19 protein-coding genes and 3 pseudogenes are annotated in these 18,886 nt (G+C 56.6%); 18 read left to right on the top strand and 4 right to left on the bottom strand.

Going from position 1 to position 18,886, the window contains the following annotated elements:
- The 5 genes and pseudogenes from CH74_RS14420 to CH74_RS14405 all read left to right on the top strand — a co-directional run.
- Window positions 1-978 (top strand): annotated as a pseudogene (locus CH74_RS14420) (sodium:proline symporter); the annotation flags it as partial.
- 51 nt (window positions 979-1,029) lie between these two features.
- A complete protein-coding gene (locus CH74_RS19045; RefSeq protein ID WP_216594781.1) occupies window positions 1,030-1,161 on the top strand; it encodes a putative transporter small subunit in 132 nt (43 codons plus the stop codon).
- Between the two features lie 141 nt (window positions 1,162-1,302).
- Window positions 1,303-1,731 (top strand): VOC family protein, encoded by a 429-nt coding sequence (locus CH74_RS14415; protein ID WP_048308234.1) that lies wholly within the window; start codon window positions 1,303-1,305, stop codon window positions 1,729-1,731.
- A 9-nt stretch (window positions 1,732-1,740) separates the two neighbouring features.
- Window positions 1,741-2,121: a nucleoside deaminase gene (locus tag CH74_RS14410; RefSeq protein WP_367379128.1), complete on the top strand. Its 381-nt coding sequence runs from the start codon at window positions 1,741-1,743 to the stop codon at window positions 2,119-2,121.
- 156 nt (window positions 2,122-2,277) lie between these two features.
- The gene (locus CH74_RS14405; protein ID WP_048308233.1) at window positions 2,278-2,889 is read left to right on the top strand and encodes a hypothetical protein; all 612 of its coding nucleotides are present in this window, start codon (window positions 2,278-2,280) and stop codon (window positions 2,887-2,889) included.
- A 96-nt stretch (window positions 2,890-2,985) separates the two neighbouring features.
- On the opposite strand, the gene CH74_RS14400 is transcribed toward CH74_RS14405, so the two are convergent.
- Both CH74_RS14400 and CH74_RS14395 read right to left on the bottom strand, forming a co-directional pair.
- On the bottom strand, window positions 2,986-3,189 hold the full coding sequence (locus tag CH74_RS14400; RefSeq protein ID WP_048308232.1) for a cold-shock protein: 204 nt from the start codon (window positions 3,187-3,189) through the stop codon (window positions 2,986-2,988).
- A gap of 303 nt (window positions 3,190-3,492) precedes the next feature.
- Window positions 3,493-3,699 (bottom strand): cold-shock protein, encoded by a 207-nt coding sequence (locus CH74_RS14395; RefSeq protein WP_048308231.1) that lies wholly within the window; start codon window positions 3,697-3,699, stop codon window positions 3,493-3,495.
- 253 nt (window positions 3,700-3,952) lie between these two features.
- Between CH74_RS14395 and CH74_RS14390 the strand changes: the two genes are divergently transcribed.
- The 4 genes and pseudogenes from CH74_RS14390 to CH74_RS14375 all read left to right on the top strand — a co-directional run bounded on the left by CH74_RS14390 (window position 3,953) and on the right by CH74_RS14375 (window position 6,592).
- Window positions 3,953-4,792, top strand: a complete 840-nt coding sequence (locus tag CH74_RS14390; RefSeq protein ID WP_048308230.1) for an isopenicillin N synthase family oxygenase — start codon at window positions 3,953-3,955, stop codon at window positions 4,790-4,792.
- A gap of 94 nt (window positions 4,793-4,886) precedes the next feature.
- Window positions 4,887-5,273 carry a TM2 domain-containing protein gene (locus CH74_RS14385; RefSeq protein WP_048308235.1) on the top strand — a complete coding sequence of 129 codons (387 nt, stop codon included), beginning with the start codon at window positions 4,887-4,889 and terminating at the stop codon, window positions 5,271-5,273.
- A 56-nt stretch (window positions 5,274-5,329) separates the two neighbouring features.
- Window positions 5,330-5,910: pseudogene (locus CH74_RS20095) on the top strand (exopolysaccharide biosynthesis protein).
- Between the two features lie 40 nt (window positions 5,911-5,950).
- Window positions 5,951-6,592: a LysE family translocator gene (locus tag CH74_RS14375; protein WP_048308229.1), complete on the top strand. Its 642-nt coding sequence runs from the start codon at window positions 5,951-5,953 to the stop codon at window positions 6,590-6,592.
- A gap of 57 nt (window positions 6,593-6,649) precedes the next feature.
- On the opposite strand, the gene CH74_RS14370 is transcribed toward CH74_RS14375, so the two are convergent.
- Complete coding sequence (locus tag CH74_RS14370; protein ID WP_048308228.1) at window positions 6,650-8,596, bottom strand: transglycosylase SLT domain-containing protein; 1,947 nt, start codon at window positions 8,594-8,596, stop codon at window positions 6,650-6,652.
- Window positions 8,597-8,724: 128 nt separating this feature from the next.
- Between CH74_RS14370 and CH74_RS14365 the strand changes: the two genes are divergently transcribed.
- The 9 genes and pseudogenes from CH74_RS14365 (at window position 8,725) to CH74_RS14325 (ending at window position 18,579) form a co-directional block, all read left to right on the top strand.
- Complete coding sequence (locus CH74_RS14365; RefSeq protein ID WP_048308227.1) at window positions 8,725-9,066, top strand: YkvA family protein; 342 nt, start codon at window positions 8,725-8,727, stop codon at window positions 9,064-9,066.
- Window positions 9,067-9,164: 98 nt separating this feature from the next.
- Window positions 9,165-11,063: a molecular chaperone HtpG gene (gene htpG / locus CH74_RS14360; RefSeq protein WP_048308226.1), complete on the top strand. Its 1,899-nt coding sequence runs from the start codon at window positions 9,165-9,167 to the stop codon at window positions 11,061-11,063.
- A gap of 126 nt (window positions 11,064-11,189) precedes the next feature.
- Window positions 11,190-12,674 (top strand): YdiU family protein, encoded by a 1,485-nt coding sequence (locus CH74_RS14355; protein WP_048308225.1) that lies wholly within the window; start codon window positions 11,190-11,192, stop codon window positions 12,672-12,674.
- A gap of 89 nt (window positions 12,675-12,763) precedes the next feature.
- Window positions 12,764-13,357, top strand: a complete 594-nt coding sequence (locus tag CH74_RS14350; RefSeq protein ID WP_048308224.1) for a cysteine hydrolase family protein — start codon at window positions 12,764-12,766, stop codon at window positions 13,355-13,357.
- A 169-nt stretch (window positions 13,358-13,526) separates the two neighbouring features.
- Window positions 13,527-15,098: a Re/Si-specific NAD(P)(+) transhydrogenase subunit alpha gene (locus CH74_RS14345; RefSeq protein ID WP_048308223.1), complete on the top strand. Its 1,572-nt coding sequence runs from the start codon at window positions 13,527-13,529 to the stop codon at window positions 15,096-15,098.
- A gap of 17 nt (window positions 15,099-15,115) precedes the next feature.
- Window positions 15,116-16,556 (top strand): annotated as a pseudogene (locus CH74_RS14340) (NAD(P)(+) transhydrogenase (Re/Si-specific) subunit beta).
- 81 nt (window positions 16,557-16,637) lie between these two features.
- Complete coding sequence (locus tag CH74_RS14335; protein ID WP_048308222.1) at window positions 16,638-17,738, top strand: NAD(P)H-dependent glycerol-3-phosphate dehydrogenase; 1,101 nt, start codon at window positions 16,638-16,640, stop codon at window positions 17,736-17,738.
- Entirely contained in the window at window positions 17,735-18,214 is a 480-nt protein-coding gene (gene sixA / locus CH74_RS14330) for a phosphohistidine phosphatase SixA (RefSeq protein ID WP_048308221.1), read from the top strand. The genes CH74_RS14335 and sixA overlap by 4 nt, the downstream gene beginning before the upstream one ends.
- A gap of 56 nt (window positions 18,215-18,270) precedes the next feature.
- On the top strand, window positions 18,271-18,579 hold the full coding sequence (locus CH74_RS14325) for an antibiotic biosynthesis monooxygenase (RefSeq protein WP_048308220.1): 309 nt from the start codon (window positions 18,271-18,273) through the stop codon (window positions 18,577-18,579).
- Between the two features lie 22 nt (window positions 18,580-18,601).
- On the opposite strand, the gene CH74_RS14320 is transcribed toward CH74_RS14325, so the two are convergent.
- A partial coding sequence (locus tag CH74_RS14320; RefSeq protein WP_048308219.1) for an AEC family transporter occupies window positions 18,602-18,886 on the bottom strand: 285 nt, incomplete at its 5' end.

Genomic DNA, 18,886 nt, shown 5'->3' with positions numbered 1-18,886 from the left:
GGGGCGCCTTACTTCGTCGCGGTATTGGCCTATGCCATCGGCAACCAGACGATTTCCCAACGGCTGTTCGCGGTCAATGAAGACCACATCAAGCCCACGTTCATCACTGCTACCATCGGTTATGGTGCCATCGTCATCGGTCTTGGAATGATCGGGCTGATGGCCCTGACCGTCGGCGTCGAGCCGATGAACGGTGACATGAACAACCTGATTCCACAGATGGTTTCCACCTATCTGCCGCCGGTATTCATCGCGCTGTTCTTCATTCTGGTGATTGGCTCGCTCTCGTCCACGGCAGATTCCGACCTATCGGCGCTGTCTGCCATCGTGATGGCGGACGTCTACGGCAAGAATCTGGCCAAGGGCAAGCCGGATCCTGGAAAAATGCTCTTCATTGGCCGTCTGACCATGATCGTTGCCACCATGATCGGCATCGTGTTTGCCAGCTTCTCGTTGGATATCCTGGTGATGCTGGTATTCGTTGGTGCGCTATGGGGCGCTATCGTGTTCCCGGTGATCGCCAGCTGTTTTTGGAATCGTGTCACCAACGCTGCCTTTACCTGGTCGGTCATCGTGGCCTTGATCGTGTTCTGTATCGCGCGCTTTGAAGTGCTGGCCATGACAGGGCCAGTGGCGCTGATCTTTGAATTGCTGGCTTCCATCGGCGCTGGAGTGGTGATTGGTTTGATGAGCTTTGGCTTCTGCGGGCGGCGCATAGGTGCTGTTGCCGGTATCGCTGCGGCTCTAGCCATGGTCTATTTCGCCAGTGGATTCCTGCGGGACTACACCGTGCTGCTGTCGTCCTTGACCGCTTACGGCACCAGCACCCTCGTATGCGTAGTGATGAGCTTGATGGCCCGCGAGCGCTTCAATTTCGACGATATAAAGCGTCGAGTGGGTAATTACGATGACAGCGAGGACGTTGCCACGGCGACAAGTAAGCCCGAATCTGCCTTCGTCCCTCATAAACAATCATGATAGGACCAGGCCTCGGCGTCATCGCCGGGGCCGGCCAATGGAGGAAAGAAAATGCAAACGTTGATTTACGGCACCTATATTCTGATCTGGCCTGCCATTACCCTGGCGGTGTTGCTGCTGATCTGTTCAGCGGTTCGCAAGGATATCCGTGCGGCCAAGCGGGAAAAGCGCGATTTGGTCTAAGCCAGGTTTTTTCAAAATTGTCATCAATGGTATGAGCGGTAAAGCCTGCAGTGACAGGAAAAACCAAGTGTCCTGGGGTAGACTTCTTCCCGAGTGATTCCACTTTGATGGTGAAGGATCCGAATCAAGGAGAGCTATCCCATGCCGAGTCCATTTCATCTGGCCGTACAAGTGCGTGATATCCATGAGGCTCGAGGCTTCTATGGCGATCTGTTGGGATGCACGGAAGGGCGCTCCAGCGATACCTGGGTTGATTTCAATCTTTATGGGCATCAACTGGTGTGCCATCTGAATCCTGAGTTGGAGAGCCTTCAGGGTAATCTTCATCGTAACGCCGTTGATGGCCATGGCGTACCCGTACCGCACTTTGGTGTCGTATTGGACATGCAGGAATGGGAAAACTTGGTCGATCGTTTGACTCAGGCGGGAATACGCTTCGAGATAGAGCCCTATATTCGTTTTCATGGTGAGCCCGGGGAGCAGGGCACCATGTTCTTTTTCGACCCGTCAGGTAATGCTTTGGAGTTCAAGGCGTTTCATGATATCGAAGGTCAGCTGTTCGCTAGGTGAGGAAACATCATGGATGAGTTCATGCAGGCGGCTATTGATGAGGCGCGCCATGGTCTGGAAGAAGGGGGCGTGCCCATCGGGTCGGTATTAGTGTATCAGGGCCGTATCATCGGCCGCGGTCACAATCAGCGCCACCAGCGTGATAGCGTGGTGCTGCATGCTGAAATGGATGCCTTGGAGAATGCGGGACGTCAACCGGCGTCCGTCTACAAGGAATGCGTGCTTTATACCACCTTATCCCCTTGTCCGATGTGCAGTGGGGCGATCCTGCTCTATGGCATTCCGCATTTGGTAATAGGCGAGAACCGTAGCTTCATGGGAGCGGAAACCACCTTCGCAAGGGTGGGGTCAAGCTCGAAATCGTTGACAGCGACGAATGCCGCAAATTGATGGAAACATTCATCGAGCGTCATCCTGATCTGTGGAACGAAGATATCGGAGTATAAGTAAATGCAGATAACCGCTCTTCCTTGCGCGAGGAAGTTGGGTTTGCTGCAATGACGCTGCATCGAATGAAGGGTTCATTCATTTTCAAGGAGAGGATCGATGGCCAAAGCGCCCTGGACGTTGCCTGCAGCAGCGCTGATGCTGACAATGGGCTTGGCGGCTTGTGACGGTGACGACGAGCCGTCCCAGCAGTTAAGTCAAAATGATGGCGACAGCGCCAGCGAATCGACGCAACGGACTTCGCAACAAACAGCACCTTCGTTGGATGCCTCATCGGACAGTCAGGTACAGCCCGAGTCAGCTGCTTCAACAGATGCAGCAGCTTCTTCACAAGCGCCGAACACGGCCAGCGACAGACAGGCAAGAGAGCGCGATTCTTTGAAAGAGGCAGAAAAGAGTGTCAGCGAGACGGCGCAAGAAACTGAGCGGCGTGGTTCGAATGATGCGGCAGCCATACCAGAAAGGGCAGAGGCATCAAACGAAGCCGGCAGTCTCGGGGAGGACTCTCCAGTCAATAATAGTGCCGGAGAGGTGGCTGCGGACAGCTCTTGGGACAATACGGAAGATGACGTCGACGAAGCGATAAAGGAGACCGAGCGGCGGTTCAAGGAAGCGGAAAAAGAGCTGGAAGAGCAGTTCAAGGAAGCCAAGGAGGAAGACGTCAAGCAAACTCAGGACGTTGATGCGCCGACCGAGGATGAGCAGCCGTAAAAGCAGGAATCGCTTTCATTAAAAAAGCCCACTTTAAAGTGGGCTTTTTTTTGCAACCCGCTTAGGGCAAGCGGGTTGGCATATCAAGACGCGAAATTATTCGGGCTTGATGTTAGCAGCCTGAAGGCCTTTTTTGCCCTGAGTGACGTCGAAGGAGACCTTCTGTCCGTCCTGCAGAGACTTGAAGCCGTCAGCTTGAATTTCAGAGAAGTGAGCGAAGAGGTCATCACCGCCGTCGTCCGGAGAAATGAAACCAAAGCCTTTAGTATCGTTGAACCACTTGACAGTGCCAGTTGCCATTGTCGATTTCCTTACTTCTTACTAGATGATATTAACGAGGTTTCGAGAAGCCGTAAGCTGCTTTCCACCATCAGTGCGAGGCTCATATGCTAGAGAAAACGCGCACGAGGATTATCGAGGGGAATCGATTACAACCGACGTCATTCTGCTTACAAACCAACGGATGAGAGAGTGAGCCATTCGTTCAAAAGGGTCAAGAACTATTTGCTATCATGCTAGGTAGTATGACACATTCCACTATGGTGCGTGCAACAAAAAAGGCTTGCCGCAACAAGCCCTTTAGCATCGAAGATGCGTGAAACGTTAATTTACGACTTTGATATTGGCGGCTTGAAGGCCTTTTTTGCCCTGGGTGACATCGAAAGAGACCTTTTGTCCATCCTGCAGGGTCTTGAAGCCATCAGCCTGGATTTCGGAGAAGTGGGCAAACAAGTCATCGCCGCCATCGTCTGGGGAGATGAAGCCGTAGCCCTTGGTATCGTTGAACCACTTGACAGTGCCAGTTGCCATTTGCAGATTTCCTCGACTAACCAATGATGATGCTGGATATAAATAGGATCGATGCCTTCTTTACACCCGTCATGCCCGTGTTGCACGGATCACCGACTGTATGTTCATTGTCCTTTGTTGCAAACCGATCGGTTGGACAGTGTCTAGCCGGTTGACCGACGCTGCGAACTCGTATCAGAAGGGAGCTACCGAACTGCTATACCGGTTCTTTTCAGGTTACGATGCTCGCTAAAGCAACATAGTTGGAAAAATCATGCACGTCCAGAACGTCGATTATGCATCTCCAGACGCTGCCAAACACTTCGCGCAGTCGCTGCGCGAGACAGGATTTGGGGTTTTGCGCAACCATCCATTACCCAATACGTTGATCGAGTCGATCTATCGTCACTGGCAGGCGTTTTTCGCTGACGCCGACAAGCATGTCTGGCGCTTCGATCCGCTCCGTCAGGACGGCTATTTTCCGCCGGACGTATCGGAAACTGCCAAGGGGCATGGCGTTAAGGATCTCAAGGAGTATTACCACGTCTATCCCTGGGGACGCATACCGGACTCGCTACGTGGTGAAATCATGGACTACTATCGGCGTGCAGAGTCTCTTGCCAGGACGCTGCTCGGTTGGATCGAGGCGCAAACACCTTCCGAGGTGGCACGCCATTATCGCGAACCGCTCTCTGCCATGGTCGAGGATAGTGAGCAAACCTTGCTGCGGGTGTTGCATTATCCCCCTTTGGCTGGCAACGAGCAGCCAGACGCGGTAAGAGCCGCCGCCCATGAAGATATCAACCTGCTGACGGTATTGCCTGCGGCCAATGAGCCAGGGCTTGAGGTGCGTGGTCGTGATGATAAATGGCATCAAGTGCCTTGCGATCCAGGACAACTGGTGATCAACGTCGGCGATATGTTGCAGGAGGCGTCCCAGGGTTATTTCCCTTCCACTACCCACCGGGTGGTCAATCCGGAAGGAGAGGCTTGCTCTCATTCACGCTTGTCGCTGCCACTGTTCTTGCACCCGCGCCCGGATGTCGAACTTTCCCAGCGTCATACGGCGGATAGCTACCTCAAGGAAAGGCTCAAAGAGCTTGGCGTACTATAGGCATCCAGCAGTGTCGTTTTGATCGTATGTCGTTCTTCAGCAACTCATTACAGGAGCAAACGTGACTCAATTGTCTGCCAGCAACACTCACAACATGGGTGTCGGTTATCTACTGTGGATATTAGGTTTCACCGGTGCCCACCGCTTTTACTATGGTAAACCGATCACCGGTACGATCTGGTTTTTTACGCTGGGTCTTTTAGGCATTGGCTGGTTGATCGATCTATTCCTGATTCCAAGTATGGACAGACAGGCGGATCTACGTTTTAGAGCAGGACCCACCAACTATACGCTCGCCTGGGTGCTGTTGACTTTCCTTGGCATTTTCGGTGTTCACCGAATGTACATGGGCAAATGGATTACTGGCATTCTCTATCTATTGACCGGCGGATTGTTCCTGATTGGTGTGCTGTATGATTTCTGGACGCTGAACGATCAGATCTCCTTGAAGCATGCGCGCCGTGGAATTTTCAGTAACTGAGCATGTCGCTCATATTGCATTTCGATCCTGCAAACTGAAACCGCCAGGGAGGGCGCATGGCGCAACGCATCACCTTGACGCAACTGCTTGAGCAACTCGACGACTCCGATAGCGGTGAGACCATTCAGCTGCAGGATATTGTCGATAATTTTGAAACTCGTGGCTTCGGGCCGTTGCTGGTGTTGCCGGCGTTGATCGTACTGCTGCCGACTGGTGCCATTCCCGGCATACCGACCTGTGTGGGCTGTTCATCGCCATGGTGGCGGCACAAATGATCATGGGTAAGTCATCGCCCTGGCTACCCCGGCGCCTGGCTCAACGTGGATTCAGTCACGACAAGTTCAGTCGCGCTGTGACGCGCTTGAAACCCTGGACCCAGCGTATCGACAAGCTGCTAAAGCCGCGCCTGCAGGGGTTGGTCAATCCGTTTTCGCAACGTTTGATTGCTGTCCTTGCGGTGGTCTTGGCGTTATCCATGCTTCCTTTGGAGCTTCTTCCCTTTGCTGCCGCCTTGCCGGCACTGGCCATTACCTTGATGGGGCTCGGACTGGTTGCCAAAGACGGCCTGTTGATGGTGATTGGATTCATTGTCGTAGTTGCCGGCGGTCTGTTTTTGTTGCAGTCGCTAGTCCTATGACACGGTCATCTATACCAATGTCTTTTCAATAGCTATCTCCATGCTGATCGATGCCCAATTCTGGACGTTCGTATTTGCCATCACATTGCTGAGCATGACGCCGGGTATCGATACCCTGCTGGTGATTCGTAATACGTTGCGCGGCGGCTCCTGGGACGGGGTATTGACGAGCCTGGCCATCTGCTGTGGCTTGTTCGTACATGCCAGCGTCTCAGCCCTGGGTATATCGCTGATCCTGCTGCAATCCACCTGGGCCTTCGGCGCGCTCAAGCTGCTGGGGGCTGCATATCTCGTATGGTTGGGCGCACAGAGTCTGATCCGCGCCCGACGCGGCGCACCCTTGCCTGTCGCCGGAATCAGCTCGCCATCGCGGCGGGTCTCCCCCTGGATGCCTTTGCGAGAAGGGTTTCTCTCGAACGTGCTCAATCCCAAGACCGTCGTGTTTTACATGGCCTTTCTGCCTCAGTTCATTGCCCCCACTGATCCGGCGCTGCTCAAGTCGCTGTGGCTGGCAGGCGTACATTTCGTCATAGCCAATATCTGGCAGATCGGCATCGTGCTGATGGTGGGGCGGGCGGGTCATTGGCTGGCGAAAGGATGGGTGTCACGCGGTATCGAGAGTGTCACCGGAATGGTATTGATCCTATTCGGCATCAAGCTGGCTTTGCAGCAGCAGCCTTGAACACAGGGTCATAAAAAAGCGCCTCGATTGAGGCGCTCAGTGTCGTGATCCATCGTTCTAGTTACGCGCCATCAGCGACGCATCATACTCACCCTGACGTTCGGCTTTCGTCAGCATGGCAATGCCTTGGGTATTGCCATCCTTTGCCAGGCTGGCAAAGATGACCTGATAGGCCAGCACCGCCTGAACGTAGTCACGGGTTTCACGGAAGGGGATGCTTTCGACGAATAGATCGAACTCGTCCGGGGATTCCCGTAGCCAGCGATCGACTCGGCCAGGGCCGGCATTGTAGGCAGCGGTGGCCGCCAGGCGGTTGCCACGATAGCGCTTGAGCATGTCGCGAATGTAGGTGCTACCCAGACGAATGTTGACCTCCGGGTCGAACAACCCTTCCAAACTGGGGTTGGCGCTACCGATCTGACGGCTGACCAGCGCCGCAGTACCCGGCATCAGCTGCATCAAGCCACGGGCGCCTACCGGGGAGATCGCCTCATTGTTGAAGGCGCTTTCGCGTCGAGCGATACCCATCAACAGAAAGGGATCGACGCCGGTCGTTTCGCCCCAGCGTAGAAAACTATCCTGATACGCCTTGGGAAAACGCCAATCCAGCGCGTCCCACTGTTTGGCGGTAATCGTGGTCTGCACCAAGGTGGCATAGCGGCCTTGACTCAGCGCGTAATCCGCCAGTGCCTTGGCTTCCTCTTCACTGGCCCGGGCCACGGCGCCATACCATTCGCTGCGGGCAAGCCCCGGTTCATCGATGCGCTGCAAGGCTTCGGCGCGTCTTACCGCAGGCCAGTTGGCAACCTGACGACGAAAGCTCTCATTGAAGGTCGCGCGCGCCAAATTGAGGTTATAAGGCTGATTCAGACGATCCGCCGCGGCAAAGCCGAAGAAATCTCGCTGAGAGGCGGCAATGGCGTAGGCCTCTCTGGACGCCTGATCGTTGCCTTGCTTGGCCAGGGCACGACCCAGCCAGTATTGCCACCGGGCGCTTTCCCGCGACTCCTGAGGCATGGCACGAACCCAATGAATGACCTCGTTCCAGTTGCGTTGTGCCAAGGCACGACGCACGCGTAGCTCAAGCAGGTCACCATCGGCAAGTCGGGGCAGCACGTCGTCTACCCAGCCTTTGTTATTACCGACCTCCCGGACCATGGAGTAGAACGCCAGGTCATGCTCGATCTGATGGCGCTGGGATAGGTCAAGTGACACGTGAGGACCGACCTTGCGCCAGGCCTCGAGGGCGGCTTCCGTATCGGCCCGGGTAAAGTTGTGCATGGCCGCCATGAAGAGAGGAGCGCTACCCGCGCCTTCGGGCCCAAGAGAGACGGGGATCTGAGTGATGGCGGCATAGTTCTTTTGCAGACGCTCGAAGGCCGCCTGAGCATTGTTCCAGGTGCTGGGAAGCGAGCGGGACAAGTAGCGGGCCAGACTATCTTCGCCATTCTCCCAGGCCAGCATTTGACGCTGCCAGATGGCGCGCCCATCGATGACGCCCCGAGTGCGAAGCGTGGCGAACAGATCGTCGCAGGCATCCGGCTGAGAATCTCCGGTCAGCCATAGATCAAGCCCGCCTTGGGCTGCAGTTGCGGGTTCGCGGTCGAGTAACGCGGTGTAGTAATAGCACTGGCGGATAGTGCCGCGAGGCTTGCCGTCGCTGACTGCGAGCAGCGATGCGAAACGACCGGCGTGGCCGTAGCTGACCTCCGCTACGCCTCGCATCCAGCCGCTCAAAGGAGAATCGGCGTAGCGTTCGATGAAATCGTTGACGACTCCAGTGTCAAGATGAGGTAAACGGTTTCGCAGCTGATGGTATTCGACATAGCCTGCCAACACGTGATCCTTGATGGCGTCTTGATCGATCCTGTCCCACTGCTTGCTGCGTGCGGCTTCCAGGGCCTTACGCATTTGCTGATCGACGTTATCGCTAGCCATGATCGGCAGGCTCATCATTGCGGCAATCGTCAAGGCTATGCCGCGCCTGAGATAGTTAAATTTCATGACTGGTGTTTCCTTGTGCTTGCCCCAATTATGTAAAACAGTCTGCAAAACGTGAATGCTAACAGGTTTCATGAAGTCTCTAAGCTACTACTCATGATGAGTTTACGCGCCCCGAACGGAGAAACGTAATGTCATTGCTCAAACGCTTGAATCCTTTTTCGCGCTTGACGGCCAGAGCCAGCGCGCTATCGCGAATGGGCCGTGCGCTGAAGCTGTTTGCCCCTATGTGCGCCGACGTGATCAAGGGTCGTTATCGGCCCGTTCCCTGGTCGGCGTTCATCTGGATGGCGCTGGCCCTTGTCTATCTCATATCGCCTTTGGATCTAATTCCTGAAGTCTTCCTGTTAATCGGGATGGTAGATGATGTAGTGATCGTCGGCTGGCTGTTGACCAAGGTCGATAAGTCTCTTGACGGCTATCGGCACTGGAAAGCGATCGATGTCGAACCGCCGATGCAAAATCCAGGCTGATTCAGGAAGTATTGTCCTAGGGTGCTTGAAAAGTAGTCCCAGGGCCCCATATTCGTGTCGATACAATTTTCCATGACACCATGAGGGGCTTTTGCCACATGACTACCGCCACCCATGAAGAAACGCTTGGTTTCCAGACTGAGGTCAAGCAGTTACTGCATTTGATGATTCACTCCCTGTACTCCAACCGGGAGATATTTCTTCGTGAGTTGATTTCCAACGCTGCGGATGCCTGCGACAAGCTGCGCTACGAGGCATTGGACAACGATGCGCTGTATGGCGATGACAGCGATCTGCGCATCGAGATCGAGCACGACGACAAGGCCGGCACCGTTACCGTACGGGACAACGGCATTGGCATGAGTCGTGACGAGGTGATCAAGAATCTCGGCACCATCGCCAAGAGCGGTACCGCCGAGTTCCTGCAGCAGCTCTCTGGCGAGCAACAAAAAGATGCCAAGCTGATCGGTCAGTTCGGGGTGGGATTTTATTCTGGTTTCATCGTCGCTGACGAAGTGACGGTGCGCACCCGCCGCGCTGACGCAGACGAAGGCGTGGAGTGGCGCTCCCAGGGGGAGGGCGAGTTCACCATCGCGGATATCGAAAAGCCTCAGCGGGGCACGGAAATCGTGCTGCAGTTGAAAAAGGATGCCAAGGAATTCGCCGACGACTTCCGCCTCAAGAACTTGGTGCGCAAGTACTCCGATCACATCGAAGTGCCGGTGCGCATGCCCAAGGTCGAAAAGGCCCAGGACGAAGACGGTAAGGAGATCGAGGGCAGCGAAACCGTCACTTGGGAAACCGTCAACGAAGCCCAGGCATTGTGGGTGCGGCCCAAGTCGGAGATCAGCGACGACGAGTACAAGGCGTTCTACAAACACGTCGCCCATGACTTCAGCGATCCGTTGACCTGGAGTCACAACAAGGTCGAAGGCAAGCTCGAATACACCAGTCTGCTCTACGTGCCCGGGCGCGCGCCCTTCGATCTTTACGAGCGAGATGGCGCCCGAGGCGTGCGTCTTTACGTGCAGCGGGTCTTCATTCTCGAGGACGCGGAGCAGTTCCTACCGCTCTATCTGCGCTTCGTCAAAGGCGTGGTGGATTCCAGGGATCTGTCCTTGAACGTGTCCCGGGAACTGCTGCAGCAGGACCCTCAGGTCGACAAGATGAAGTCGGCGTTGACCAAGCGCGCCTTGGACATGCTCAAGAAACTGGCCAAGGACAAGGAGAAGTATCAGACCTTCTGGAGTAATTTCGGCAGCGTTCTGAAGGAAGGTCCGGCGGAAGATCACGCCAACCGGGACAAGATCAGCGAACTGCTGCGCTTTTCGACCACCCACACCGACAGCACTACCCAGGATCAGTCCCTGGCGGACTACGTGGGCCGCATGAAAGAAGGTCAGCAGAAGATCTACTACATCATTGCCGATGGCTTCAACGCCGCCAAGCACAGCCCGCATCTGGAGATTTTCCGTAAAAAAGGCATCGAGGTGCTGCTGCTGTCCGAACGTATCGACGAATGGCTGATGAGCCATCTCACCGAGTACGACGGCAAGGCATTCGCCGATGTGGCTAAGGGCAATCTGGATCTGGGCGAGATTGAAGGCGAAGAAGAGAAGCAGGCTCAGGAAGAGACTGCCAAAGCCAAGGAAGACCTGGTAAAGCGGGTCAAGGAAGCGCTAGGCGACGACGTTCAGGAAGTGCGGGTGACCCATCGCCTGACGGACTCACCGGCCTGCGTGGTGCTCTCCGAACATGAGATGGGCTTTCAGATGCGCCGCATCATGGAGGCGGCCGGTCAGCCGGTGCCGGAGGTCAAGCCGATTCTTGAGCTCAACCCCGAGCATGCCTTGGTTGAGCGACTGGAACGCGCTGAAGAGGCCAACTTCGGCGATTTAGCACGTATTCTTCTGGATCAGGCAGTCATCGCCGAGGGCGGCCATCTCGATGATCCGGCGGCCTACGTCAAGCGTCTCAACGCGCTGCTGACGGCTTGAGGCGCATCTGACATTATCGACAGCATCTCCCAAACGACCGGCCTTCTGGCCGGTCGTTTGCTTTTGCAGCCATGCCCCCCGTATGGCTTACACTCAAGACAGCGATCTTCGCAAGGAGTGTATCGAATGAATTTGAATTCCCTGCAGTTCGATAACGCCTGGACACGCCTGCCGGAAGCGTTTCATTCCCCTGTAACGCCCACGTCCTGGCGCAACACCCGGGTACTGGATGTTAGCCCTCTAGGCGCCGCTCAACTTGATCTCGAGTCTGAATCCATCGATGGCGAGCGTCTTGAGGCCCTAATGGCCGGGCGCGAACTGCTGTCCGGCATGACGCCCATCGCCCAGAAATACACCGGCCATCAGTTTGGCAGCTACAACCCGGCGCTCGGCGATGGGCGTGGCCTGCTGCTGGGCGAGGCGATGACTTCCCTGGGGCCGATGGATCTGCATCTAAAAGGCGCAGGGCAAACGCCTTATTCTCGCTTCGGCGATGGCCGGGCGGTGCTGCGCTCATCGATTCGTGAATATCTGGCCGGGGAAGCTATGAGCGGACTGGGCATTCCCACCACCACGGCACTGGCGGTAGCGGTCAACGATGAGCGTGTGGCACGGGAGCGGATCGAGCCCGGCGCGACCTTGTTGCGCTTGGCGCCGAGCCATGCGCGCTTCGGACATGTCGAGTGGCTTTATCAACGGCGCAAGGCTGAGGACATGCAAACGTTGCTCTGGCATCTGATTCATCGTCATCGGCCGGAATTTGCCGAGGCCGAAGCGCCCTTCGAGGCCTTCTTCGCCGATGTGGTGGAGCGCACCGCGAAATTGATTGCCGCCTGGCAGGCCTACGGATTCGTGCATGGCGTGATGAACACGGACAACATGTCGTTGCTGGGTCTGACTCTGGACTACGGACCTTACGCCTTCATGGAGCGCTATAAGCCCGACTGGACGCCCAATCACACCGATGCGGGCGGACGCTATGCGTTTGAGCAACAGCCCGGGGTCGGCCTGTGGAATCTGAGCGTGTTGGCGCAATCGCTGACGCCCCTGATTGACGTCGAGCGCTTGCGGGAAGTGCTCAATGAATACGAGCCTGCCTTGCAACGCACCTACGCCCAGCTTATGCGAGCGAGGCTCGGGTTGACCGCCAAGACGGACAATGACGATACGTCATCGGGTGACGCTGCGCTGGTTTCGAGCTGGCTCAAGCTGCTCGAGCAGCATCAAGTAGATTTTCACAACGCCTTTCGCGCGCTGGGCACGTATCGCGGCGATGAGGACTCACGCCGGCAGCTGGCGAACGCACTGGAAATCGCACCGGATGACAAGGCGATGACTGCTTGGCTCGAGGACTACGATCAACGCCTGTTGCGGGAATCTCGCAGCGCGGATGAGCGTCGACTAGCCATGGATGCGGTCAATCCGTGCTATGTGCTGCGCACCCATCTGGCGCAAGAGGTTATTGAGGCCGCCGAGGCTGGCGACAGTGCTCCGCTCAAAGGGCTGCGGGAACGCTTGGCGTCGCCTTTTGAGCAGCGGGAGGACGATGCCAGATGGTTCATACCGCCTGCAATAAATGCGCCGCCGGTATGCCTTTCCTGTTCTTCCTGACCGAGTCACCGGATCAGAGGCGGCAGGCTTGGCCAACAACGCCTATGCTGTAACGATCTTTTATTTCTCTTACTGGGAAGGGGCGTTTCATGGCAGCCGGCTCAGCGCGTTTAAAACTGTGCGATGCTCGGGATGAGAGTGCCGCACTGGTCATCATCGATGTGCAACAGGCAATCGACGATCGTGACTACTGGGGCCCTCGCAACAACCCGGAACTCGAAGCGCGCCTGTCGGAGCTGCTGAGCTGTTGGCGCAAGGGCAATGGGCGTGTCGTGCATGTTCGGCATCATTCTCGGGAGCCGCGCTCCCCCTACCGAGCCGGTCAGTCAGGCGCAGAGTTCAAGACCTGCGTGGCACCTCGAGAAGGCGAGCGAATCGTTACCAAGCATGTCAACAACGCCTTTCTGGAAACCGAACTAGAACGCTGGTTGCATCATCATGGCGTAACTCATCTCGTCATGGTGGGAGTCACCACGGCACATTCGGTAGGCACCAGCGTGCGACATGCCGCCTGTCTAGATTTCAGTGTTTCGGTGCCGGCGGATGCGTGCGCTGACTTTCCCGTGACGGATCGTCACGGGGTCGTTTGGAGTGCAGAAGCAGTGAATGATCTAAGCCTGGCGCTGCTCGATGGCGAGTATGCGCAAGTTACCAGTACCCATGACATCATTCAGCATTTTTGATTCGGTGCCCGATCTAGCGGTTAATGGTAGTCTGATTGATCGATGCCATAGACAATAAGCATCACGTAAGTATATGAAGTTGCAGTAAGCTAGCCGGTCACTAATATGGTTGCTATGCCAGCGCCCCAGTTCGGGCAAACAACGACAACCTGGAAACAGGAGAGTGGATGTGAAGATTGGTGCACCCAAAGAGCTCGCCAAAGGAGAAGCGCGCGTTGCGCTGACCCCCGAGAGTGCGAAGCACATCATCAAGCTGGGCCACGAATGCCTGGTGGAAACCGGGGCTGGCGAGGCGGCGGGTTTTCCTGATGATGCCTATCGTGAGGCCGACGTTACTGTGGTCGATAGCGCCGAAGCGCTGTGGAAAGAAGCCGATATCGTTATCAAGGTACGGGAGCCCTCCGAGAAGGAAACCGAGTACCTCAAGAAAGAACAGACCCTGATATCGTTCTTCTGGCCGGCTCAGAACGAGGCGCTGCTGGAAAAGTGCAAGGCCCAGGGCGCCACGGTCATGGCCATGGACATGGTGCCACGCATTTCCCGTGCCCAGAAGATGGATGCACTGTCTTCCACCGCCAATATTGCTGGCTATCGGGCGGTCATTGAGGCGGGCAACCAGTTCGGCCGCTTCTTTGCCGGTCAGGTAACGGCCGCAGGCAAGGTGCCACCGGCCAAGGTCATGGTGGTTGGCGCAGGGGTTGCGGGTCTTGCCGCCATTGGTACTGCGGCGAGTCTTGGTGCCATCGTGCGAGCCTTCGATGTGCGTCCCGAAGTGGCCGAGCAGATCGAGTCCATGGGCGGCGAGTTTCTCTTTCTCGATTTTGAGGATACTCAGGACAGCTCCGGCTCTGGTGGCTACGCGTCACCTTCAAGCCCCGAATTTCGCGAGAAACAGCTGGCGCTGTTCCAGGAGCAGGCGCCGGAGGTGGATATCGTCATTACCACGGCGCTGATTCCCGGTCGGCCGGCTCCCAAGCTGCTGCTCGAGGACATGGTCAAGGCCATGAAGCCAGGGTCGGTGATCATCGATCTGGCGGCGGAAAAAGGAGGTAACTGCGAGCTGACCAAGCCGGATGAGCGAGTCGTGACGGATAACGGCGTGATCGTGATCGGCTATACGGATTTTCCTTCGCGTATGGCGACGCAAGCCTCCTTGCTTTACGCCACCAACATTCGCCATCTGCTGACGGATCTGACGCCGGAAAAGGACGGCAAGATCGATCAGAACATGGAAGACGACGTGATTCGCGGGGTCACCGTGACCCACCAGGGCGAGATCACCTATCCGCCACCCAAGCCCAAGGTGCAGGCAATTGCTGCCGCCAAGCCCAAGCCCAAGGAAAAGGAGCCGACGGCGGAGGAGAAAAAGGCTGCTGAAATCGCGGCGTTCAAGGCTCAGACCAAGACCCAGTTCACCATGCTAGGCGTTGGCGGTATCGTGATGTTGCTGCTCGGTATGGTGGCGCCAGCGTCCTTCATGCAGCACTTCATCGTCTTCGTGCTGGCTTGCTTCGTTGGTTATCAGGTGATCTGGAACGTCAGCCACGCATTGCATACGCCCTTGATGGCAGTGACTAATGCCATTTCCGGCATCATTGTGTTGGGGGCAGTGCTGCAGATCGGTTCCGGTAGCGCTCTGGTTGGGTTGTTGGCGGCTATTTCGGTGCTGATTGCCTCGATCAATATCGTGGGTGGCTTCCTGGTGACACGCCGGATGCTTGCCATGTTCCAGAAATCTTGAGCGGTGGAGAATAAAGAATGCTAGGTCAACAATTCGTCTCTGCCGCAGCCATTGCGGCCAGTGTGTTGTTCATCCTTTCCCTGGGGGGATTGAGCAATCAAGAAAAGGCCAAGCGGGCCGTCTGGTACGGCATCGTGGGTATGGCTATCGCGGTCTTCTTTACCATCTTAGGACCAGGCATCGGCGGCTACTGGCTGATGATCCCCATGATGATCGTCGGCGCGGTGATCGGGGTCTACTTGGCCAAAAAGGTCGAGATGACCCAGATGCCGCAACTGGTGGCGGCGCTGCACTCTTTCGTCGGCTTAGCGGCGGTATTTGTGGGGTTCAATGCCGATCTCGAACGTCGTCGAGTATTGGCGAGCCAGTTGATAGACGGCGCGACGGATAACTTCTCCGCCTTTGCGGCGCTGGTTGCCACCAAAACACCTGCGGAGCTTGCGTTCCTGCAGGTCGAGGTGGTGCTCGGGGTGTTCATCGGTGCGGTCACCTTCACCGGTTCGATCATCGCCTTTGGCAAACTCTCCGGCAAAATGGATGGCAAGCCCAAGCAGTTTCCCGGTGGTCACATGCTCAATGCCGGTGCAGCAGTTGTGTGTTTACTGCTGGCGATCGTGTATCTCAATGGCGGGGGCTTTTGGACGCTGTTGCTGCTGGCGGCACTGGCGCTGTTCATCGGCTGGCATCTGATCATGGGGATCGGCGGCGCCGATATGCCGGTGGTGGTGTCAATGCTCAACAGCTACTCCGGCTGGGCGGCGGCGGCTATCGGCTTCACTCTGTCCAATGATCTGTTGATCGTCACCGGCGCCTAGTGGGCTCGAGCGGTGCCATTTTGTCCTACATCATGTGTAAGGCGATGAACCGCAAGTTCGTCAATGTGATCCTAGGCGGCTTCGGCGGCACGTCTGGCCCAGCGGTGGAGATCGAAGGCGAACAGGTATCGATCGATGCCGGTGGCGTTGCCAGTGCCCTCAATGACGCGGACAGCGTGGTCATCATTCCCGGTTACGGTATGGCGGTAGCCAGGCGCAGAATGCCGTCAGCGAACTGGTTCGCAAGCTGCGCGGTGCCGGCAAGGACGTGCGTTTCGCAATCCACCCGGTAGCGGGGCGCATGCCCGGTCACATGAACGTGCTGCTGGCCGAAGCCAAGGTGCCCTACGATATCGTGCTGGAAATGGATGAAATCAATGACGACTTCCCTCAGACCGACGTAGCGATCGTCATAGGCTCCAACGACATCGTCAACCCGGCGGCCCAGGAAGATCCCAATAGCCCGATTGCCGGCATGCCGGTATTGAAGGTGTGGGAAGCCAAGCAGACCTTCGTCTGCAAGCGCGGTCAGGGAACGGGCTATTCCGGTATCGAGAACCCACTGTTCTTCAAGGACAACACGCGAATGTTCTATGGAGACGCCAAGAGCAGTATTGATTCGCTGTTACCGCTACTCGATTGATCGTGCCAAGTCTGATGACGCCCCTTACGAGGGGCGTTTTTCGTTATACTCGAAAGAGCGTCGATTCAGCTGGAGCGTTGCATGACGAAAGACAATCAGGTGTCAGGCTCGAAGGCCACAGGCTTAGACGTGGCGGTACTCGGAGGTGGTAGTTTTGGCACTGCTATCGCCAGCATCGCCGCGGACAATGGCGGCGAAGTACGTCAATGGATGCGCGATGCCGGGCTTGCCGCCGAGATCACGAGAGAACATCGCAACTCCCGCTATCTGCCCGATTATGCCATCAACTCCGCGGTGTGGGCCTCTAGCGACTTGAAAGCGGTGCTCGAGAAAGCCGAACTCGTCTTCGTAGCCATTCCTTCCAAGGCTTTTCGCAGCGTGGTGCGTCAGGCCCGTCCTTATCTGAAGAATGAACAGATTCTCGTCAGTACCACCAAGGGTATTCAAGAGGAAGGTTTCAAGCTGATGAGTCAGATTCTCGAAGAGGAAACCGGGTTTGCCCACATTGGCGTGCTGTCCGGTCCCAATCTGGCCTCGGAGATCGCGCAAAAGCAGCTGACCGCCACGGTGGTGGCAAGTGACGACGCACTGACTCGCGCCCGGGTTCAAGCTGCCCTCGGCTGCGATTACTTTCGCGTCTATGCCAGCAACGATCGCTATGGGGTCGAGCTTGGCGGTGCGCTCAAGAATATCTATGCCATCGCCGCGGGCATGGCCGCAGCCCTTGGCATGGGAGAGAACACCCGCAGCATGCTGATGACCCGGGCCCTGGCGGAGATGAGCCGCTTTGCCGTCGCCCTTGGCGCGAATCCATTGACCTTCATTGGACTGGCTGGCGTAGGGGATTTGATTGTGACTTGCTCATCGAATCTTTCCCGTAACTACCGGGTTGGTTATGCCCTAGGAGAAGGCAGAACCCTTGATGAGGCGGTCGAGGCCTTGGGTCAGGTGGCCGAGGGGGTCAATACCGTCAGTCTGGTATGTCACAAGGCGCGCCAGGACGGTATTTATATGCCATTGGCGGAAGGGCTCTACCAAGTGCTGTTCAAGAATGTTCCCGCGCGCCAGATGGCACAACTATTGATGCAGAACGAACAGAGTAGTGATGTCGAATTCACATTGCCTCGAGAGTTCGTTCAGCAGCGCTCTCAAGAAGTTGAAAAAGGGAAAGAAAGCACATGATGCAGCTCTGGATCATGCGCCATGGCGAGGCAGCCCCGGGCCACCCGGATGCACGGCGCGAATTGACCGAGCAAGGCCATGCCGAGGTTATGGCTATGGCGAAATGGCTCGCAACGACGCTGGCTGCTTCCCGAGACCAGTTGCGTATCGTCGCAAGCCCCTATGTTCGTGCCCAGCAAACCGCCGCCATCGTCGCCGAGCAGTTAGATACAAGGGCAGATACCTTGTCCATGATCACGCCAGACGATCCGATCGAGCCGATCATCGATTGGCTACAAGAGAAGGCTCAGCAGACTCCGCTTCTACTGGTCAGCCATATGCCGCTGGTAGGAGCCTTGAGCGGGCGATTGGTGGAAAGTGATCCGCGTAGCAGCTTGCGGATGCCGACCGCCGCCATCGCGACTCTTCAAGCCGACGTATGGGCGGCGGGCTGCGCTGAACTGATCGATTTTCGCTGTCCTGCCGATCTTGTGTGATTGCGCTGTCTGTTTGACACCGTTGCTTATTTGACACCGTTCATAGGGAGACTTGCATGTCGTTTGTCGTCAACAACCGTATTTTCGTCAATCCGGGCTTCGAGGATGAGTTCGAGACCCGCTTCAAGGCCCGGGCCGGCCAGATCGATTCGCAGCCTGGATTCGTCGCCATGCGGGTACTGCGCCCGCTAGGCAACAAGGCACCTTACGTGGTGGAAACCGAATGGGAGAGCCAGGCGGCGTTTCGCGGATGGGTGAACAGCGACGACTTCAAGCAGGCCCATGCCGATCCTTTACCGGCGGAGGCGACCCGGGAGGGCGGCGGCATCGAGCAGTTCGAGATCGTCATCAGCGCCGGCGGCTAAGGGAGGCGGCTCGCAACACGGATCAGATCACTCCGCCAAGTCGCATTACAAACACGCCACCTGTGATGGTAACGCTGGCCATCAAGGTAGTGAGGGCGATGATGTTTGCGGCCAGCTTGGCATTGCCGCCCATGGCCTTGACCATGACGAAGCTTGCTGCTGCGGTGGGGCTGGCAAAGAACACGAACAACAAGCCCAGTTCGCGGTCGGAAAACCCTGCAAGCCAAGCGGCTCCAGTGGCGAGTAGGGGAAGCGTGATCATCTTCATCAGGCTCGCGCCCAGCGCAGTCCCACGATCGTCCCGCAG

This window comes from Halomonas sp. PR-M31, from assembly GCF_001039575.1.
GTDB lineage: Bacteria > Pseudomonadota > Gammaproteobacteria > Pseudomonadales > Halomonadaceae > Modicisalibacter.
The sequence above is the reverse complement of the archived record's forward strand: the minus strand, read 5'-3'. Positions and strand labels throughout refer to the sequence as shown.

What these genes read in the sequence shown, in the direction of transcription:
- CH74_RS19045 (WP_216594781.1), top strand. Translation starts at nt 1,030, where the DNA reads ATGCAAACGTTGATTTACGGCACCTATATTCTGATCTGGCCTGCCATT.
- CH74_RS14415 (WP_048308234.1), top strand. Translation starts at nt 1,303, where the DNA reads ATGCCGAGTCCATTTCATCTGGCCGTACAAGTGCGTGATATCCATGAG.
- CH74_RS14410 (WP_367379128.1), top strand. Translation starts at nt 1,741, where the DNA reads ATGGATGAGTTCATGCAGGCGGCTATTGATGAGGCGCGCCATGGTCTG.
- CH74_RS14405 (WP_048308233.1), top strand. Translation starts at nt 2,278, where the DNA reads ATGGCCAAAGCGCCCTGGACGTTGCCTGCAGCAGCGCTGATGCTGACA.
- CH74_RS14400 (WP_048308232.1), bottom strand. Translation starts at nt 3,189, where the DNA reads ATGGCAACTGGCACTGTCAAGTGGTTCAACGATACTAAAGGCTTTGGT.
- CH74_RS14395 (WP_048308231.1), bottom strand. Translation starts at nt 3,699, where the DNA reads ATGGCAACTGGCACTGTCAAGTGGTTCAACGATACCAAGGGCTACGGC.
- CH74_RS14390 (WP_048308230.1), top strand. Translation starts at nt 3,953, where the DNA reads ATGCACGTCCAGAACGTCGATTATGCATCTCCAGACGCTGCCAAACAC.
- CH74_RS14385 (WP_048308235.1), top strand. Translation starts at nt 4,887, where the DNA reads ATGGGTGTCGGTTATCTACTGTGGATATTAGGTTTCACCGGTGCCCAC.
- CH74_RS14375 (WP_048308229.1), top strand. Translation starts at nt 5,951, where the DNA reads ATGCTGATCGATGCCCAATTCTGGACGTTCGTATTTGCCATCACATTG.
- CH74_RS14370 (WP_048308228.1), bottom strand. Translation starts at nt 8,596, where the DNA reads ATGAAATTTAACTATCTCAGGCGCGGCATAGCCTTGACGATTGCCGCA.
- CH74_RS14365 (WP_048308227.1), top strand. Translation starts at nt 8,725, where the DNA reads ATGTCATTGCTCAAACGCTTGAATCCTTTTTCGCGCTTGACGGCCAGA.
- htpG (WP_048308226.1), top strand. Translation starts at nt 9,165, where the DNA reads ATGACTACCGCCACCCATGAAGAAACGCTTGGTTTCCAGACTGAGGTC.
- CH74_RS14355 (WP_048308225.1), top strand. Translation starts at nt 11,190, where the DNA reads ATGAATTTGAATTCCCTGCAGTTCGATAACGCCTGGACACGCCTGCCG.
- CH74_RS14350 (WP_048308224.1), top strand. Translation starts at nt 12,764, where the DNA reads ATGGCAGCCGGCTCAGCGCGTTTAAAACTGTGCGATGCTCGGGATGAG.
- CH74_RS14335 (WP_048308222.1), top strand. Translation starts at nt 16,638, where the DNA reads ATGACGAAAGACAATCAGGTGTCAGGCTCGAAGGCCACAGGCTTAGAC.
- sixA (WP_048308221.1), top strand. Translation starts at nt 17,735, where the DNA reads ATGATGCAGCTCTGGATCATGCGCCATGGCGAGGCAGCCCCGGGCCAC.
- CH74_RS14325 (WP_048308220.1), top strand. Translation starts at nt 18,271, where the DNA reads ATGTCGTTTGTCGTCAACAACCGTATTTTCGTCAATCCGGGCTTCGAG.